19 protein-coding genes and 1 pseudogene are annotated in these 18,270 nt (G+C 63.6%); 6 read left to right on the forward strand and 14 right to left on the reverse strand.

The window, feature by feature from the left end:
* Positions 1-160 precede the first annotated feature (160 nt).
* The 9 genes from ACZ60G_RS43350 to ACZ60G_RS43390 form a co-directional block, all read right to left on the reverse strand.
* The gene (locus tag ACZ60G_RS43350; RefSeq protein WP_465818146.1) at positions 161-454 is read right to left on the reverse strand and encodes a transposase; all 294 of its coding nucleotides are present in this window, start codon (positions 452-454) and stop codon (positions 161-163) included.
* Entirely contained in the window at positions 451-1,248 is a 798-nt protein-coding gene (locus ACZ60G_RS43355; RefSeq protein ID WP_465818149.1) for a transposase family protein, read from the reverse strand. The genes ACZ60G_RS43350 and ACZ60G_RS43355 overlap by 4 nt, the downstream gene beginning before the upstream one ends.
* Positions 1,249-2,245: 997 nt before the next feature.
* Complete coding sequence (locus tag ACZ60G_RS43360; RefSeq protein WP_465818150.1) at positions 2,246-2,569, reverse strand: hypothetical protein; 324 nt, start codon at positions 2,567-2,569, stop codon at positions 2,246-2,248.
* A 132-nt stretch (positions 2,570-2,701) separates the two neighbouring features.
* The gene (locus tag ACZ60G_RS43365; protein WP_465818152.1) at positions 2,702-3,592 is read right to left on the reverse strand and encodes an IS3 family transposase; all 891 of its coding nucleotides are present in this window, start codon (positions 3,590-3,592) and stop codon (positions 2,702-2,704) included.
* On the reverse strand, positions 3,589-3,963 hold the full coding sequence (locus ACZ60G_RS43370; protein ID WP_465818179.1) for a transposase: 375 nt from the start codon (positions 3,961-3,963) through the stop codon (positions 3,589-3,591). The genes ACZ60G_RS43365 and ACZ60G_RS43370 overlap by 4 nt, the downstream gene beginning before the upstream one ends.
* Before the next feature lie 708 nt (positions 3,964-4,671).
* Complete coding sequence (locus ACZ60G_RS43375) at positions 4,672-5,652, reverse strand: quinone oxidoreductase family protein (RefSeq protein WP_465818154.1); 981 nt, start codon at positions 5,650-5,652, stop codon at positions 4,672-4,674.
* Positions 5,653-5,721: 69 nt separating this feature from the next.
* Positions 5,722-6,579 (reverse strand): helix-turn-helix transcriptional regulator, encoded by an 858-nt coding sequence (locus ACZ60G_RS43380; protein ID WP_465818155.1) that lies wholly within the window; start codon positions 6,577-6,579, stop codon positions 5,722-5,724.
* 188 nt (positions 6,580-6,767) lie between these two features.
* On the reverse strand, positions 6,768-8,264 hold the full coding sequence (locus tag ACZ60G_RS43385; RefSeq protein ID WP_465818157.1) for a reverse transcriptase/maturase family protein: 1,497 nt from the start codon (positions 8,262-8,264) through the stop codon (positions 6,768-6,770).
* 233 nt (positions 8,265-8,497) lie between these two features.
* Positions 8,498-9,103 (reverse strand): recombinase family protein, encoded by a 606-nt coding sequence (locus tag ACZ60G_RS43390; RefSeq protein WP_465818159.1) that lies wholly within the window; start codon positions 9,101-9,103, stop codon positions 8,498-8,500.
* 339 nt (positions 9,104-9,442) lie between these two features.
* On the opposite strand from ACZ60G_RS43390, the gene ACZ60G_RS43395 reads away from it, so the two are divergent.
* Positions 9,443-9,703 (forward strand): UBP-type zinc finger domain-containing protein, encoded by a 261-nt coding sequence (locus ACZ60G_RS43395; protein WP_465818161.1) that lies wholly within the window; start codon positions 9,443-9,445, stop codon positions 9,701-9,703.
* A 280-nt stretch (positions 9,704-9,983) separates the two neighbouring features.
* Here the strand turns inward: ACZ60G_RS43395 and ACZ60G_RS43400 are convergent, their stop codons facing one another.
* Both ACZ60G_RS43400 and ACZ60G_RS43405 read right to left on the reverse strand, forming a co-directional pair.
* Positions 9,984-10,532 carry a hypothetical protein gene (locus tag ACZ60G_RS43400; protein WP_465818163.1) on the reverse strand — a complete coding sequence of 183 codons (549 nt, stop codon included), beginning with the start codon at positions 10,530-10,532 and terminating at the stop codon, positions 9,984-9,986.
* A gap of 202 nt (positions 10,533-10,734) precedes the next feature.
* Positions 10,735-11,052, reverse strand: a complete 318-nt coding sequence (locus tag ACZ60G_RS43405) for a hypothetical protein (RefSeq protein WP_465818165.1) — start codon at positions 11,050-11,052, stop codon at positions 10,735-10,737.
* 598 nt (positions 11,053-11,650) lie between these two features.
* Here ACZ60G_RS43405 and ACZ60G_RS43410 point away from each other — a divergent pair.
* Both ACZ60G_RS43410 and ACZ60G_RS43415 read left to right on the forward strand, forming a co-directional pair.
* Positions 11,651-11,785 carry a hypothetical protein gene (locus ACZ60G_RS43410; protein ID WP_465818166.1) on the forward strand — a complete coding sequence of 45 codons (135 nt, stop codon included), beginning with the start codon at positions 11,651-11,653 and terminating at the stop codon, positions 11,783-11,785.
* 197 nt (positions 11,786-11,982) lie between these two features.
* The gene (locus tag ACZ60G_RS43415) at positions 11,983-12,324 is read left to right on the forward strand and encodes a hypothetical protein (protein WP_465818168.1); all 342 of its coding nucleotides are present in this window, start codon (positions 11,983-11,985) and stop codon (positions 12,322-12,324) included.
* On the opposite strand, the gene ACZ60G_RS43420 is transcribed toward ACZ60G_RS43415, so the two are convergent.
* Entirely contained in the window at positions 12,281-12,712 is a 432-nt protein-coding gene (locus tag ACZ60G_RS43420; RefSeq protein ID WP_465818169.1) for an integrase core domain-containing protein, read from the reverse strand. The genes ACZ60G_RS43415 and ACZ60G_RS43420 overlap by 44 nt on opposite strands.
* Between ACZ60G_RS43420 and ACZ60G_RS43425 the strand changes: the two genes are divergently transcribed.
* Positions 12,707-13,387 carry a hypothetical protein gene (locus tag ACZ60G_RS43425; protein ID WP_465818171.1) on the forward strand — a complete coding sequence of 227 codons (681 nt, stop codon included), beginning with the start codon at positions 12,707-12,709 and terminating at the stop codon, positions 13,385-13,387. The genes ACZ60G_RS43420 and ACZ60G_RS43425 overlap by 6 nt on opposite strands.
* Positions 13,388-13,731: 344 nt before the next feature.
* Entirely contained in the window at positions 13,732-14,928 is a 1,197-nt protein-coding gene (locus tag ACZ60G_RS43430) for a lipase family protein (protein WP_465818173.1), read from the forward strand.
* A 665-nt stretch (positions 14,929-15,593) separates the two neighbouring features.
* Here ACZ60G_RS43430 and ACZ60G_RS43435 read toward each other — a convergent pair.
* Positions 15,594-16,705, reverse strand: a protein-coding gene (locus ACZ60G_RS43435; RefSeq protein ID WP_465818175.1) for an IS3 family transposase whose coding sequence is annotated in 2 segments (ribosomal slippage) — positions 15,594-16,438 and positions 16,438-16,705 — 1,113 coding nt in all. Because the reading frame shifts where the segments join, the coding sequence is not laid out codon by codon here.
* 160 nt (positions 16,706-16,865) lie between these two features.
* Positions 16,866-17,227: pseudogene (locus ACZ60G_RS43440) on the reverse strand (transposase); the annotation flags it as partial.
* 605 nt (positions 17,228-17,832) lie between these two features.
* On the opposite strand from ACZ60G_RS43440, the gene ACZ60G_RS43445 reads away from it, so the two are divergent.
* Complete coding sequence (locus ACZ60G_RS43445; RefSeq protein ID WP_465818177.1) at positions 17,833-18,177, forward strand: helix-turn-helix domain-containing protein; 345 nt, start codon at positions 17,833-17,835, stop codon at positions 18,175-18,177.
* Positions 18,178-18,270 lie beyond the last annotated feature (93 nt).

The following is an 18,270-nucleotide window of genomic DNA, read 5'->3' on the forward strand; positions in this document are numbered from 1 at the left end:
CATCAACGAATCCAGCTCCGCCACAACATGATCCAACACCACCCGACAGGTCTACCAGCACCGAACCACCTGAGTGCAGTTGCAGTATTAAGTCCGAAGCGTCGCATGTTCGTGCGCTCGGCGCGGCGCCATAAGGATGGTTCTCACGCAGATAGCGTGATTACTCCAGGGGGCGCCGGATTTCCGTAATCGAGCCGGATTCTTTGTGGCTGAGTAGTATTCGCTTTCTGAGCAGGTCCGGGTTCGATCTCCCAAAGCATTGCCTCTCGTGGGCCTTGACCTTGTTCACGGTGCCCTCGGTTGGGCCATTGCTCCAGGGCAGGGTGAGTCCGGCGGTGACGGCGGCGAGGTCGTGTTCGAGGCCGGTCGCAAACGAGTGCAGCGCGGGAAGGTTGTCGGCGCGGGCTTGGTCGATCCATTCGGGTAGCCGGTCACCGGGCCGGTCGCGCATCATGACCGCGAACGTGGCGATGTGGCCGCGAGTTCCGGGCAGTGGGCCAGGATCTGGTTCAGTTGTTCGCTGTCGCCGCTGGCGAGGGTGTCGGGGTCGCGCATGGTCCAGGCCGTCACGGTGCGGATCTTCGGTACCGACGGTGGGATCGCGGCGGGTCGGACCGGCTTGCGTCCACAGCGGTGGGTTTGCAGGTAGCGGTAGACGGTGCGCCGGCTGCCGCGGTAGCCGAGCTGGTGTAGTTCGGCGGTGAGCGCGGTGATGTCGGTGATCCCGGCGTTCCACCGCTCGAGCAAATGTGGCACGAACTCATCCAGCACCGCCACCCGCGAGGTGGCAGCGGCGATCACCTCATCCGGTGAGGCGGCAGTTACGAAGCACCGCACTGTTTTCCGATCGAGACCGAGTTCGGTGGCGATCGTTCTCAACCCCATTCCCTGCTCACGCAGCCGGTGGATAGCGTCGAACCGTTCGCGGGTGCGGGCCCGCAGCCGCAGGTACTTGTCGGTCAGCTGATCGGTGCGCCGTGCCCGTTTCACCGTGAGCCCGTCGACCTGTTCAGCGAAAGTCTTTGCCCGACAGTCGGTATTCACGCAGTAGAACCGTCGCACGACCAGCTGCAGGAGCATCTTCCGGCCGGCGATAGCGGCGTCGGCGAGCCGGCGGCGATAACGGGAATGCACACGGCCGGAAGTGGTTCCGCATCCGATGCACCGGGCCATCGAGGTGGCAACAGCAGCGTCTACGACCACGGTTTCGGCCTCGGCTCGGACATCCTTGATCAGCAGATTGCTCAAGTGCGGCAACAAAATTCGAACACGATCAACGCACGCCTGCCACCTTCACCCATGTCGTGAGGGATCGTGCGGTGACACGCCGACCAGCATGATCACATTATCTGCGTCAGAACCTAAGGATGGGACCGGTCGTGAACAGTGGTTTTCACTGGGACGTTAACGGTTGGAGCGGGTTTCGTCCATCCGAAGCCGGATTAGCTTGTCTTCGCGGCAGCTGCGTCGGTTTCTGCCGCTCACCAGACCGGCACCGGATTGTGCGTGGCGCAAATCGCGATCGGCAACGCTATCTCGCCGATGATCAGAGCCACGATCGCGGCGGTGTGCTGATCGGTGTAGAGACTGTCCACGCTGGGCGCATTCCGCGCTGAATACATATGTCCGCGGGCATGGCGCGAGCAGCGTCTCCCCACAGGCGATCATCGGAATCGGCCGGGGCAGGGGCCGGGCCGACCGTCGTCGATTCCTCACGGGCCTCTTCCTCGGCGGTGAGGAGATTCTGCCTGGTTCGTGTGATGCGGGAGTGGACGGCACTGACCGGCACACTGCAGACCTTGGCCGCTTCTTGGTAGGACACAGTCCTAGGCATCGCGCCATTCCCGGCCAAACCGTCCCGGAGCATGCTGGGTGATAGGTCGTCGGGCGCGCTCGAACACGCGCCACCACTCAGGTTTATGGCGCAGACGTGCTGTCGACCTTGCGTGCGCGAGAGGGGACTTGAACCCCTCAGTGCGGCAGATTTGCCTGCACCATGTGTTCGATGACATCTAATATAGGTAATTGCTGTGGTGGTTGCAATGTTGGGATGGCGTGTTTCTGCCGTAATCGGCTGCGGCTGAGCGTCTTTCATACCGGCCGCGGCGATAAATGACTTCTGGCTGTTGATCGTGTTACGGCTTCGGTGAGACCTTCCGGACTGTTTGTCAATGGATTGCGCCTCGCGGTGATGGCAGGGCCGAGCTGTGGAGTCGGGAGGAAGTGATCGGGTACCGCCAGGGATTTAGGCGACTTCGTCTTCGATCAGTCCGTATGGTGGCTGGTCTGCTCTTCGCGAGTAGCGGACGACGATGTCGTTGTCGGCGGAGGTCGGTGGGGCATTGTCGACCACGAAGATCTGAGCGCCTTCGCCGGGCCCTGACAGCCAATCGTGGAGATGCTTGTAGAAGTCGTCAACAGCGACGCTGTCGGCGAACTCGGCATCGCGGTCGCCGCCTTGGCCGAGGTTCTTCTGTGGACTGTCGATCATGAGGAAACCGGGATGGGCACTGCCGGTTTCCCATGCGATCTCGAAGACGGCCAAAATCCACGCCAGAGAACACTTCATGACCGAGCTAGAAGATCAAGGGGCTGTCCCAGAAGTAGCACCCGCGCGAAAAACAACGAAGTTCGCCTGACCTGCACCGCTGTTGGGCCGCGTCGATATCCGTGTGAGGTTCCCCCGAAAAAGTGGACAGGGTTAGCTTGCTTCGGGGGCGGCGTTGAGGGACTGCTCGTAGTCGATTGGCGAGCGCATCCCGATCACTGAGTGGCGCCGCTGATGATTATAGAAGTGCATCCAATTGTCAACTGCGGCAACAAGTTCAGTTTTAGTGGCGAAGGTGTGCCGGTAGTAGAACTCGTGCTTGAAACTCGACCATAGGCTCTCCGCGCCAGCGTTGTCCCAACATATGCCCGTTGCGCCGGCGGATCGGAGCAAGCCGTGGCGGGCGCATGCTGCGGCGGTCGCCATAGCGGTGTATTGGCTGCCTCTGTCGCTGTGCAGAATCGTCGACCGGCAGCGGCCGCCGCGCACGAACACCGCCCGGTCGACTGCGGTGATGACCAGCCCGGCCCGCATGTGGTCGGCCACGGCCCAACCCAGCGCCCGTCGGGAATGCTCATCACGGATGGCGCATAAGTACATGTCGCCTTCGCCGCAGGTCAGATACGTGATATCTGAGGACCAGACGAGATCGGGACGGCCTCGATCGAACCGGCGGCCGACCAAGTCGGGCGGGAACTCGGCAACCGGGTCGACCACGGTGGTGGTCTTGAACGAGCGCGGGCTGATGCCCTCGATCCCGAGATCGGCCATGATGGCTGCGACGGTGTTCTTCGAGACCCGCTCACCCTCGGCATGTAGGTCGGCGGTGATGCGCGGGGAGCCGTAGGTGCCCCGCGAGGCACGGTGGTGGGCAAAGATTTTCACCTCCAGGTCCCGGCGCCGCTGCAGTCGTGGCGAGGGTTCCGGATCGGCACGGACCTGCAGGAACCGGTAGAAGTCCGAGGTCGAGACACCGAGCAGTCCGGCCATCCGGCACACATCATGGTCGGCGCACTCTGCCGCCACGAGCTCGAACCTGCTCACTTTGGATGCCGTGCCGCAAAGTACGCCGAGGCTTTTTCCAGGAACGCGATGTCCTTCGCCTGCTCGGCCATCTTCGCCGCTTGCTCGGTCACCGTGGCCCGCAACCGGGCCAGTTCGGCGCGCTCATCGTCGGAAAGTGATTGAGCACCTTCAGTATTCGGCTCCCGTCCACCGTGACCGGCCTGCCCCGCCGCGGCCATCCGCCGCCGCTCGTCACGCACCCACTTGTGCAGCAGGTTCTCGTGCAAGTCCAACTCGCGGGCGACATCCCGCACCGGACGGCCGGAGTCGATCACCCGATGCGCCGCCTCCACCCGATACTCAGGAGAATACGATCGACGCGGGACGAGGCATGAGGAACATCCTTCCAGGGACCAACAGTCCCGCTATCTCGGATGTCCACTACTTCAGGGGAACCTCAGTTGGACTTTCTGCGGATGCTATGCCGCCCGGCGCGTCGCTGAACTCGCCAAGCGACCCGCGACTAAAGAACGCGTCACCGGCCGCAAGACGCGCTCCCCGAAGGGCTTAGCATGACTCTTCGCGGATCCGACCGCACAACCCCACCACCTCCACGGCGCGGGCAGAGCGTTCGCTTCGGCGGCTGACGGTCTCGTCCCCGCCCCTGCCATTTTCCACGTCATGCACTGTGTCTATCCCGTTCAGGATCGAAGTGAGGTCGGGCCTGTGCTCCCTGCGCAGTGCCGTCCCGCGCTCTGCCCGACCGCCCTGCCTGCGGACAATGGACAAACCACAGCGAACTGTCGAACTGGCGAACCGACCCGTTACACCCGGAACCACTCGGCCCCGTTCCGCGAAGGTGATGCGATGGCTCCACCGACTCCGTGGGCAACGGTGTTCTCACCACATCAGAATGATCGCCTCCAGGCCCACGACGTAGCCGATGACCACCGCGGCCACACCACCGAGCCCCACCACACCTCGCCGGCCGAACGAACCGTAATGCCGAGAAGCGCGCATCGAGTGGACGCGTGCTTCTGTCGAGAGGGTGCTATGTCTCGCTTCTGCTGTCGGCCACAGGGTTGCGTCTGCGGGATCTGACGACCGGTGTGTCCGGATCAAGCAGGCGTGACTTCAAGCACCAATTTGCCTGTGGTGGAGCCGGACTCGATGCGACGGTGCGCTTCGATCGCTTGATGCAGGGGCAGAGTCTCGACCTGGATCCGGAGGTCTCCGTTGGTGGCGGCGGCGACCGCGCGACGCAATGCGGTTCCCGCATCGGCGGGATAGGCGGCGGAGAAGGCAGCCAGGTTGAACCCGGAGACCGTCTTGTTGCTGAACCATAGTTCGTTGGCTGACATCCCGACGTCCGCGGCGCCGGAAGCGTTGCCCATCACCACCATGCGCCCCATCGGAGCGAGCCGGTCCAGGCTGGCGCGGCGCGTTGGGCCGCCGACCATGTCGACCACGATGTCGAACTCGCCCGCGTCGGCGAGCTGGTCGCGCAGGATCACCTCGTCGTAGCCGAACGCCGTGGCGGTCGCGATCTTCTCAGGGGTGCCCACGGTGCCGACCACGCGACCCGCGCCCAACAGTCGGGCCGCTTGGCCGAGCTGGCTGCCGACACCACCGGCGGCGGCGTGCACCAGTACGCTCTCGCCGGGTTCGATCCGGGCGACGCGGTCGAGGACCAGGAACGCGGTGGTGCTGTTGGACGGCAACGCCGCGGCCGCGGCCAGGCTCAGGGACTGCCCATCGAGCGGAGCGACCAGGTCCGCGGCGGTGACCGCCACCTCGGCGTACCCACCGCTGTCGACGATGGTCAACGCGGCCACCGGCTGACCCACAGTCAGTCCCACCACCTCGGCTCCCACAGCGCGGACATGGCCGGAGATCTCGATGCCAGGCACGAACGGCAGCGGGACGTCGACCACGCCTTGCCGGTAGAGGATCTCGGCGAAGTTCGCACCGGCGAAGGCCACATCGATGGCGACCTGCCCCGGTCCGGGCTCGGGGATGTTCACGGCGGCCTCCCGCAGCACCTCGGCGGGGCCGAACTCGGGGATGGTGACTGCCTTCATCTGCATGGTGTTGCTCATGGCACCAATCCTGCGGTCCCTACACACCGATAGGCAGTGTCAGTTGATGGGGGGTGTGCCACCACCAGGCTAGGAGCGCAGCAATCGCTCCAACCGTTCACTGGTCTCGGTGCCGGGGACCGGGTTGTGCAGGATGAGGTGATGTCCGGGATGGTCGGGCAACGGGAACAGGGTCGCTTCGAACACCATCACCCCGACGTCGGGGTGGTCGACGGCCTTGACCGCGGTTGAATGCTCGGCCGCGTCGTGACGCGCCCACAGCTCGGCGAATTCCGGGCTGACCTGTGCCAGATCCCCTGCGATGCGGTCGAACTCGGGATCGTCGGGATAGCGGGCGGCGTCGGCGCGGAACCCGGCGGCCACCGCCGGGGCGACCTCGTCCCACTGCTGGTGCGACACCCGCAACCGCGTGTTGGTGAAAAACGAAGTCAGGCAGTTGTGGTCGGTATCGCCGTAGCCGAACACCGCCCGTGCCGCGTCGTTGACCGCAGTGAAGTTCCAGTGCCGGTCCCGGATGTAGCCCGGCCGCGGAGCCCAGGTGTCGAGCAGACGCTGCATCTGCGGTGATGCCGGAATCGACGGCGCTGCCTGCTGTTGCGGCGGATTCAGGCCCGCCAACCGGTACAGGTGAGCGCGTTCGATGTCGTCCAGTAGCAACGCACGCGCGACCGCGTCGAGCACGTCGTCGGACACCTTGATATCGCGGCCTTGCTCGAGCCACGTGTACCAAGACACGCCCACCCCCGCCAATACCGCGACTTCCTCGCGCCGCAACCCCGGTGTGCGTCGTCGTCCGGCTTCGGGCAGCCCCACTGCCGAGGGAGCCAACCGCTCGCGTCGACTACGCAGAAACTCCCGCAATTCCTCCCGACGTCGGTCCCGGGCCATACCACGGTGGGGTTCCTGGTTCAGAGAGGTAGTACTCACGGATCCACGATAGATCGACGCTATTCAGTCTCGGCACCTACCTCGAATCGGGCAGGAATCGCAACGCCGACAGCGGCGAACAGTTGGGTAGGCCGTCCAGCGAGGTGCCCGCGATGTGCGGGTCCTTTTCCGGGCGGCCTCCCGCCGAACCGGACGTGACAGTTTCCCGGCATCCGGCTCTCCAGCGACTATTCCGTGGTGGCTCCGGGTTGGCCGGTGTGGATCAGGTCGTGGCAGGGCGAGCAGACCACGAGGGTTTTGCGTCGCTTTCGTGCCACGATAATGTGCCATGCCGGTTGGAGCCGGGTGATGATCTCCTTGCGGGACAAGGGGTTCCGGGTAAGGACGCGATCGGTCAGGATTGCGGTCTTGCGCCGGGTGAGGGGGATGCCTCCGAACCGTGCGACCAGGGGCTTGCCGTTGGGGCGGTAGCGGGTTGCTTCCATGCAAGTGCGCAGACCATGCGGTGTGTCGATAGTGCTCCGGTGACGGGCCGCCATCTTGGTTACCGACGATTTGTGCTTGCCCGCAAGTGTTTTCAACAGCGAGGTCTGCATCACCCAGTGCAGCCGTTCGAGACGGTGGATGTCTCCGGCGAGCAGGTAATAGTTGACCAGGCCCCAGTAGATGCCCCCGAATGCTGCGACGATGCCGTAGTCGTCGAAGTTCTGCAGGGCGCGCTGCGCGGCGGGTTTGCCGCGACGCAGATATGGTGCGCACGAGGATTTGATCACCGGAATCGGCACCCGCAGCCGAATGCCGCCCTCGGCGGTTCTGCGGCCACCAGCGCCGGTCTGGGTAGTGATCTCGTATCCGAGGAACTTCGCTGCGCGGGTGCGCGCGTGCGTGATCAGCGTTTTCTCCTGCGACAGGTCCAGGCGCAGGTCGGTGCGCAGGAACTCGGTCAGTCGCTGTTTGATTGCCTCGGCCTCGGTTTTCGGTCCGGCGAATCCGAGCAAAACATCGTCGGCGTAGCGGATGTAGCGCAAGCGACGGTAGCCGGGATCGCGGCAATCGACGCTGGGCAGCAGAGCCAGCTGTGCGCGCCACTGCCGCACCATGTCCCGGTCACCATGCCTGCGCGCTCGCGCCAGCCGGTGACGGATCCGCTCGTATTCGGCGTTACGGATTCGCCTTGTCCCCCTTGTATATTCGGGGATGAGTGTGTTCTCGACGAATTCGTCCAACCGGTGCAGGTAAATGTTGCACAGGATCGGCGACACGACACCACCTTGCGGGGCACCCGACACGGTGGCGTTCCAGGTCCAATCCTCCAGGTATCCGGCCTCGAGCATGTTGCGCATCAGCCGCAGAAACCGGTTGTCGTGGATCTTGTCGGCCAGGGTCTCGATCATGACGTCGTGATCGAGACTGCCGAAGCAATCGGCGACGTCGCCCTCGACGAACCAGGTTGTCCCGGTCCAGGTGTCAGCCACCTCCCTCAGGGCGGTGTGGCAGCCCCGACCGGGCCGGAACCCGTGGGACCGGCCGGAGAACCGCGGCTCGTAATACGCCTCCAACAACAGGCGGATCACCTCACCGAGTAGTTTGTCCGACCAGGTCGGCAGTCCCAGAGGGCGCAGTTTCCCGTTGCGTTTGGGAATCCAGACCCGCCGCGCGGGGCTGAACCGGTAGCGCTCGTGGCGCACCGCGTCGATGATGCGGTGAATCCGGTTCAGTGACATGCCACCTGGTGGTCTGAGGGGGTGGTGGACCGGCGGCTTGGATACGCTCATCAGTACCTCGATGTTCTTTTGTGGGCATTTCGTGGTCGGCTGCCTCGTCTGCTGCAACAGACGGGGCAGCACTCGTTTTCGGCGAGCTCCCCCAAACTATTGACCAGAGGGGATTTTTCGGGGGCACGTGTGACAATACTGTGGGCGCGTGGCGAGACTGAGAATGCAATATCTCCGATTTGCTACCGATTAACCGAGACTGGACGTCCTGCTCCTGATAGCCACCTGGCCACCGCTGCGGAGTTCGGGGAGGTACTTGTGAGGGTGCCGCGCGAGACCCCGAGCAGCCGCGCCACCGAGGACACCGTTTCTTCCGGCTGGGTGAGGATGGCGCGGGGTTGGCGGATCTGCTCGGCGGTCATGGCTGGTGGCCGGCCGAGGCGTTGCCCGCGTGCGCGGGCGGCGGCCAGGCCCTCGTTGGTGCCGTCGACGATCAGCTCGCGGATGAACTCCGCCAGCGCGGCGAAGACGTGGAACACCAGACGTCCGCCGGGTGTGGTGGTGTCGATGGCTTCGTGCAGTGATCGGAATCCGATGCCGCGCTTACGAAGTCCGGCCACGATCGAGATCAGGTCCTGCAGACTGCGACCGAGCCGATCCAGCGACGGCACCACCAGAGTGTCGCCTGGCCGCAGGTAGTCCAGGCACGCCCCCAGCTCCTCGCGTTCGGCGTTCTTGCCGGACTTCTTGTCGGTGAAGATCCGCTGGCATCCGGCCGCGGTGAGCGCGGCGACCTGACGGTCGAGCAGCTGGCCCTTGGTCGACACCCGCCCATCCGACGAGAGCACCGCCACCGCCTATCGGATCGAGCGCGTCACCATCGAGGCAAGCGGTTCGGAGACGGCGAGAGTGCGGGTTTGGCTGGACATGTCCCGGGACTGTACGAGAAAGGTCTGACAGGACTTGTTGAACACCAATCGTTTTCGACACGTTTGTTGAACACCGATCCAGTCCGGTCATCCTGAGGATTCGGCCCATTCGGGTCGGTGTTCAACAAACGAACGATTCTCGACACCGATAAGTGAACCGAGTCGGCGGACAGTGGGTTGTATCCTCCCCTCTGCGTCATCGACACGCTTCCCAGGTCCTTCCCGGCCTCCAGGCTCTTATCCGGGAACATAGCAATCATGAATGAGTGCCCTCACATCGCCGAACTGCCGCGCCCCGAGCCCACGCCGCTGAGCGAAACCTGCGTGGAGTGTCTCGCCGTCGGCAGCCACCCCGTCCAACTGCGGCTCTGCCTGGACTGCGGACATGTCGGCTGCTGCGACTCGTCGCCCTACCGACATGCGACGGCCCACTTCAAGGACACGGGGCACCCGGTGATGCGGACCTTCGAGCCGGGCGAGAGCTGGCGCTGGTGCTTCGTGGACGGTTCGATCGTCTAACACCTGCGCCTGCACTCAGGTGAGGGGGCGGCTGGCTAGGCGGCCATCCGGCGGACAGTCGGTTCCTCGTGTCACTCGCTCTCTTGGTTGGCCTGGTTGTCTCAAAACCATCGATTCTCGACGCCTGCAGGGCTGCGATTATCAGCACACAGCCTGCGCCAGCCCGGTTGGACGGCCCCGGAAGAAGTGTTCCGGGGCCGTCCTAGGTGCTGGGCTCCCGCCGCCCGGGGGTTCTACGCAGCTGCTAGGGCGCGGCTGGGTGTGGGCTCGGCGGCGTTGATCACCCCAGGATCTGATTCCATGTGGTGATGAAGTCGTGCTTCATGTCGCCGAAGGGTCCGTACACCTGAGCTGCCTGCTGGGGCGTGTTCGACAGCGATGTGAGGAAGCCGATTTCCTTGCTCAGCACATTGAACAGAAGGTCACTGACCGCCCCGAATACGTTAAGGATCGTCTGCTGCCAGTCGGGGTGCTGGTGGCCGAGGTTTTTGAGTGTTTCCTTGGTCGAGTCCTGCAGCTGCTGGCACTGGGTTACGGCGCGATCCATCAGTTGATTGATCAGGTCGTCGAACTCTTCGGCGGAGATGTCACCGGTGAGGAAGCGCTGAGCATCCGCGCCAGTAGTCGTCTCGGTGTGGTTGAGCTGGTCCAGCATGCCGGTCTCGGTGGGTTGAAGGGCGTCTTTGAGCTCCTGCGGAATATTCGCCACTCTGACTTCGGGGGCGGGGATGTGAGTAGCGGACTCCGCCGAACCTGTGCCGTCGCCGGCGCTGTGGCGCTGGGCGATGGTGTCGAGCAGGGTGGTGAAGTTCTGATCGGTTCTGGTCATTGCCCCTCCTACAAGATCGTGCACTGGGTCTTGCAATCGACGACACGAACCCGGCTGGATCACGCGAGACTCGCCGAGCCGTGTCGGGCTGAGCCGGTCGACGGGTCGCTGTATCCGACCCATACAGTGGCTCCCGCAAACTCATCAATTCCTCGACAGTCCATGAAATGACTTCGAGCGGCTGCGGCGATGGTGGTCTGCGTCAGACCGATTCGACGATCGCTGACTTCACCACCGCGCGGTCCACCAACTGCCAGACGCGCCTGCCCTGATCCGCTGCCACTACCGTCTTGGCTCCGGTGAACACGGGCTCGGAGAACATCGTCACCCGTAGCCCCTTCTCGACGTGCAACACCAGATCCTCTTTGCCCGGTGGTGTTGGGATGCGGTCGTATCGGCCGCCTTGGATATCCCGGTACATCAAGTAGGCGTATGCGGCGCCGCCATCAACGAACAGCTGCGCCCGCGGGTTCGTCTCCGACATCTGGGAGATGCACTGCTGGCTTGCAAAAGTAGTCATCGCGTCCTCCTAGCTCGGAATACTGCCGATGGTCAGCCCTACCGTGAGACCGCGAGAGTCCACCAAACAGTTTGCCCTGTTCACACCTCCGCGCGGATACGATTCGCCCGTTCTTACTCTGGCCTCGCCGACTGCCTCAGCCGCCGAGTTGACCTACTTATCGGTGGTCAGGATTCAGACTTACAAGCAGTCGTTTTGGCAGCTCAGCTTGCCTGGGTGTGACTTGCCATCGGGATGTCAGTGGATGACCTGGCGGTTTGCCACACGCGTTGAAGGATCCGGTAACCGTCACCCAGTGACCTGGCGCGACGGTGGTTGCCCGCGTGCTGACCACTGTTCTCGCGATCTCTGGCCCTCGCCCGTCATGTGCCGCTGCCGTCGGCAGCGACGGGACCGGTGTGTTCGCCGCGCACGACCCGGGGGCGACGGGCGGGGCTGTCGATACGGTCGGCGAATGTGCGGAATCAGAACCGGTCTCGACGCGATCCTGATTCAATTGATCTGGAGATTCGCCTTGGAAGACCGACTACGAGATCAGTGGGGCGTGACCGGTGGTGGACATCCGGTGGCGCCCTGTTCACACGGTGAGGACGCACCCATGGCTGAATTCGATGGCACGTATCCGATCGTCACCACGCCGCCCGGCGGCGGTTCCGCGCTGAAGCCCCGCACCCCAATCCGAACCGTTGTGGATGAGACTGCCCGACGAGACGTGATTCCTCCTGAGTGGTGAATCACGCCTCCTCGGGCTGCTGCTCACACTCTGCACCATGCGAACAGGAGTGCTTCTGTGTGTCGAGGCGCGGGTCGCTGCTCGCGGGCGACCTGTCCGTCCGGCTTCCATTGGAAAGGCGCGGGCTCCAAGCGGTCTGGCCCCGGTCCGCGTCACCGATTCCGCGTGGCCAGCGCAACGAGCTACAGGAGGAAGCGATGACCGTAACCGACGTGCAGCTCAAGCAAGTGACCGTGCCTTTATCGGCGATGCAGAAGCCTGCCGAGCGAAGCTCGGTCGCCCCGTACACGGTGTACAACGACACCGATCGCCACGTCTCGGTCTTCCTGCAAGATGGGGACGCGGGCAACCCGGTAAGCATCCTCACGCTGGCCCCCGGCGAAACCAGCAGCTCCTTCGATCGCGGAACCTACGCGGCCATCATGGACGTAGGTTCGGGCCACCAGCAGCAAATCCTGTGGTGGCCGGACGACCGGTCCGAGTTCACTTACTGGTTCAGCTGGAGTGGAGGAGTGGCGGGGGCCGGCGGAACAGAGTGAGTGACTTCACCGGTTGAGTGATAGGGATGCGGGATCGGCGAGACCCTCGCATTCGAGTGCTCGGTATCGTCGAGCCGATCCCGACTCCCCGACCGTCTCCATCGTCTGAACGGCACGCGAAACCTGGTGTCGTTGAATCAGTCCCGGCCGCAGCAACGCCATCACCACTGCTGATCAAGCCATTATCGTATCCGGCCGGGGTCTGGTAGCTCAGCGCGGAATGTTCTCGCCGGTGGTTGTATTCGTTATTCCAGTCGCTGATCACGACGCGAGTCTGAGTGACCCGAAGTTGCTGATGTTGAGGTATTTCGTCGCGCAGGCGGCCGTTGAACGATTCGATGGAGCCGTGCGCCAAGCGCTCGAGAACTGAGGAGGATGACAAATGCACAAGCTCTGCATATCTGAGATGCCTTCCCGTGACGAGCTGCAAAATCCGTCAGAGGCTGTGAAGAAGTACATCCCAGCCTCTGACGGAGGCCGCGATGACACATCCGGTCTATTCGCATTAGCGGTAATGCAGGCTGCTGTCGAGGCGGAGGAAAAAGGCTCAGGAGACGACGTGAAATGTTTCGACATATTCAGTAGCCAGTTGCCGACCTGTGTGAGTCAATGGGGCTTGAAATTGAATGTGCACAGCTGTGGCGTCTACAATATAGCGGGCCAGCCCTCGAGTGTTGACCATGGAGATACGTCTTCGATCTATTGGGTGATGCAGAAGTTCAGCGACAGGCCGCGTACCTACGACGCGATCGCCCTACCGTCCGATGCACCTAAACCCGCCGATTCGCTTATCAATCAATACAATGACTGGTCCCAGTCTGCTGGTTGGACAGCAGACCAGGCAACAAGCGACTCGACGCGTTTCTCCGCGTTCGTAGAAAAGATGTTTGGCAGTTTGAATACGTCTGGTGACGCGCTTGGTGGAACCGCATTTGTTTACTACAACACAAACGGCGGAATGGTATCTTCTGTGCAGGAGGAGTGCGAGATGTTGTGGAGCATCGCGCCATTTGGTTCTGAAGCCGGCCATCACTACGAATGCGTCACCGCGCTTCCGAAATGAGCGAGTCTCCCGGCACTGCTTCGGGCGAGATAGCAGACGGCTCGCGCCGACACGGATCAGGCAGGCGACGAAGGCTGTGACTGCCCAGGGCGGGCCCACCAGCCGAGCGAATCGGGCGGCCAGCGGTTCGACCGGATCCGGCCCATCAGATCCATGGTCAACCGCCCAATTCGGCGAAGCTGAACGCTGAGCCCGCATGTCCGGTGGACCGAGGTCTGGACTCGCCTCCACGGCTACCGGTCCGGGATGATCTGTCCCCGCTGCGGACGCAGCCCGTGAATCCGCGTCACCGCTTCACCCCTGTCTCTGTTCGGATGAAACTTCTATTCGACAAGGAGCGGCACATGACTGCACAATCCACGACGAGCAACGAGGCGACCCTGCAAGACAAGGTCACATTCCAGCTGTCGCTGTACGCGAACTTGATCAACGGCGAGGAAAACGACGGCAACCTGGAGCACCTGCTCCAGCAGCGGATCCAGGACAATCTCGACATCAACCGAGGGGTCATCGGGGGGTGGGAGATTGTCTGGGGTCCAGGGATCGAGGTGTTCCCCACCGACCTGTACGCGCTCAACGTCCTGTACATGGTGCGAAGCACCGACGACCCCTCCCGGTACGTGATCGCCGTGGCCGGCAGCACAAACGGACCGTTCGACTGGCTCGTCGAGAACTTCCTGATCGGCCAGATCCCGTGGCTCGCGCATCCCGCCGCCCGCTACACGACCGGCGCGGCCATCGGGGTGAACATCCTCACGAAGATCACCCCCTCCGGCGACCGCCCCGGCGCCGGTCGCACCCTACACGCGTTTCTGGGCGCGCTCGATCACACCGATATCGACCTGACCGTCACCGGCCACAGCCTCGCTGGTGCCCTGTCACCCACACTGGCCCTGTTGCTGCGCGACACCCAGCAGCTGTGGGACACATCCGAGAAAGCCAGGGTCAGCGTGCTGTCCACCGCCGGACCGAGTTTCGGCAATCCCGAATTCGTCGCCTACACCACCCAACGCCTGCAGCGGGTGCGGCGCTACGCCAACAGCCTCGACCTCATCCCGAACGTCTGGAACCCCGACGACATCGACCGCGCCAAGACCTTCTACTCCGACAACAACCTGCCCGCTCCTTGGCCCGGACTGTTCGACCAGATCAAACAGGCGTCCAGCTCGGGCCAGTATGCACACCTCGACTCCACCAACGGCGTATTCCAAGGCACGTTCAACCCCAAGGCGACCGACTACCTGAAACAGGTCGGATACCAGCACATAGGCGGCTACCGACAGTTCTTCGAAATCCCAGGCGTGACCTGGCCGGTAGCCATCCCGGCGGACGTCGGCGACACCGGGATAGGCCGCATCGCGGCCTTGGCCGGTGTACCGCTCGGCGACGGTACTGGAAAGGCACCGGCGAATCGTCGGCCGCTAACCGCCCCGATCAACGGACAGTCCGTGGAGCTGCCCACCGACCCCGACAGCCGCGAGGCCGCGAAACTCGTGGACCTCGTCACCGCCGAGATCGCCCCCACTGCCGACATGAACTGATGCCCCGGGCCCAGCCACGGTTTAGAACCGCGGCTCGTCATCGTGCGGGCCGCTGCCAAAGAGGGAGTCACGGCTCCCCGGGGAACCAGGTGAACAACGTGAGTTCGTTCCAGTAGGAGTGATCCAGGGTCCCGGTCTGGCCGGGACCCTGGCGCGGCAGGCCACTTACCCACTAACACCGGCGCGGCACCACCCCGGGACCGATGAACTGCGAGGTGATGCCGCACCACTCACAACAGGTAGTGACCCGTGTCGGTCAGACCTTGCAGCCCAGTTTCCGCAGCGCGTTCAGCCCCTCATCTGTCGCGGCGGTAAACGGCTGTTCGCAGCTCCTGCGGCAGGACCGATCCGGCGTCGATGGTGCACTGCTCGGTGGCCCGCACACATCTCGCCGGATCACGAGCGCACCTCGATGCACACCTGCTGCGGGAGCACGTCCGGCACCGCCCATCGCCCCCCTCGACGCCGGACATGGCTATGTCACATTCACTGCTCGAGCCAATATCGGGTAGCGAAGAATCTCCGGATACCGGGAGGCCATCTCCGTCTCGAAAGCTGCCGGGCGGAGCTCCTGGATGCGAGACTGCGCCTTTGGATTCACACAGAGCGCGCCGAGCTCCTAGTGACGGGACCCCGTGAGTCGGTCCACCGGCTGTGAGAGTTGGTTATCGGTGGATGCAAGTTGCAGCGTATCCGGCCGGGGTTCGGTAGCCCAGCGCGGAATGTCTTCGGCGGTGGTTGTATTCGTCCTTCCAGTCGCTGATCACGACCCTCGCCTGGGTCAGTGACCAGAAGCCGTTGATGTTGAGGCATTCGTCGCGCAAGCGGCCGTTGAACGATTCGACGTAGCCGTTGCGCCAGGGCTGGCCGGGCGGGATGAACGCCAACCCGACGCGTTCACCGGCCCAGTCCCGCATGGCCTCGCAGGCCAACTCGGGGCCGTTGTCGCAGCGCAGCACCGCCGGATAGCCGCGTTCGGCGGCGATCCGGTCGAGTTCGTCGATGAGCCGGTCGGCGGTGATGGAGCGTTCCACCAGCCCGCCAAGGCATTCGCGGGTGTGCTCGTCGACGATCGAGACGATCTTCACCGGTCGGCCGTCCTCGGTGGCGTCGAACTGGAAGTCGGTCGCCCACACCCGGTTCGGCGCGTCCGCGGTCACCGTGGTGGCGGTGGAAACGCCGACGCGTTTGCGTCTTCGCCGGTGCGGGATCCGCAGGCCCTCCTCACGCCAGAGTCGTTGGATCTTCTTGTAGTTGACCGTCCACCCCTCGCCGCGGGCGTCATGATAGGCGCGGCGGAATCCCTGACGCGGATGCGTGCGAGCCCATCGGCGCAGCCGATCCCGCAGTGCCGCATCTGGATCAGCGCTGGTCTGGGAGGCCGGGTTTCGTCGTTGGGTACTTCGATGTTGCCCGGTGATACGGCAGGCGAACCGCTCGCTGACCTCCAGTACGCGCATCAGGTGCGCCACGGCTGCGCGCCGGCGTTCCGGGCTCAGAAGTTTCCCTTGGCGATCTCCTTCAGTGCAGCCTTCTCCAGCTCAGCTTCGGCCAAAAGCCGCTTCAGGGTCGTGTTTTCGCGTTCGAGGTCCTTCAGCCGTTTGGCATCATCGGCCTTCAACCCGCCGAACTGGTTACGCCATCGGTAGTAGGTAGCCTCGGTGATCTGCAATGTCCGGCACACGTCGGCGACGTCTTTGCCCTCGCCCAGCAGTCGATCGGCCTCGGTCAGCTTGCGCACGACCTGCTCGGGGGTGTGCCGCTTCCTCGTCGTCATCGTCTTCGAGCCTTCCCGCCCACAACGTGGGCCACAAGACTCTCACACCAGCCGGACCGAAATCACGGGGTCAGGTCACTAGGCCGGTGCGCGTGTAGCTCGGGGCCAGCGGATTTCTGGTTCGCGAAAAAAATTCTGACTACCGCTGCGGGAGTCAGGGCCCAGCGGTACCCGAATACTGGCGTTGCGCCCCGGCCGATCTCACGCCCTTCTTCAGGAAACCAGTCTCATCGACCGCCACCACCGCCTCGGGGTCGCCGAGGTGCTCGATCACATAGGCGCGCACGTCGTCGCGGACACCGTCGACGTCCCAGTCCGCCTTACGCAAAAGCCGCTGCATCCCCTCTGGGCCCGCCACACCCGCACGCTCGGCCAGCGTCCACCCGTTCTTACGTTCCAGCCCCGCCAACAGCCCCGACACATACTCACGCACCCGAGCCCGCGCGGCTCCGACCGCGCGAACCGACCCCCGATACGCGACATCAACGAATCCAACTCGGCCACAACACAATCCAACACCACACATCAGATCTACCAGCACCAACTCACGTAGGTGTCGTTGCAGTCCTAGAAGGATTCGTAGCCACGCGGGCTGGACTGGCGAACGTCCAATAGCCGCATATCGGTTCTTTGGCAGCCCGAAAAGTGCTGCATAGCAGCTCATCTCACGCCGCCACTATCAAAGGGGTTCGGTATCGTTCGTTGCCGCCCTGGACACATTCGGGGACGTGGCCGTTCCGACCATCATGTGCCGCCAGCTGCGTCAGTCGTGCCAGGTGGGTGACCATATCCGTGGTCAGCCGCGCGGGGCGCGAGCTCTAACGGTACGACCTGACCGGTATCTTGACCCGGACTTACCTCCAGGCAGGACAGTGGACGCATGACAATACCGACCAACACCGCTACCGCTACCCGGCGGGGCAAACTTGAGATTCGCGGCGTTCGTCGTGATCGCCCCGATGCCGACAAGATCGCGAAGGTGCTCGTTGAACTCGCGCGAGAACAGTTGGCCGACAAGCCAAGTCGTCGTGACGATCGCACCGCGATCGGTGGCGAGAGTTCACCGCTGCCGCCCCACCGGTCCACGCCGAGGCCGGCACGACAACTCGATCAGGGACCACATCCAGATGCTGATACAAGACTATGTCGCTGGCGCAACGACCTACGAACTGGGCAACCGATTCGGCGTCGACCGCCGCACCATCAGCGCCATCCTGCATCGTCACGACGTGCCGATGCGCCGCCGTGGCTTGTCTCCCGAGCAGATCGACGACGCTATCCACTTGTACAACCGGGGCTGGTCCCTCGCCAGAGTCGGTCAACATCTGGGAGTCGACCCCACCACCGTGCTGACCAAACTCCGCCAGCGCGGCATTCCTACACGTGACGCCCACGGACGATCACGCGCACAAACTGAGCAGCATCGACACAAAGGAACGGACGTTGTTGTCGCAGGTCCGTGCACCCGGTAGGGCACATCGAACATGGGAACGGGGATGAACTGCGGTTTTCGTGTGGGCGGTTGGTGATCGAGGCCGAATACCCGTTGTAGGTGGGTAGGGTCG

The sequence above is a fragment of the Nocardia sp. NPDC102475 genome (assembly GCF_055584605.1).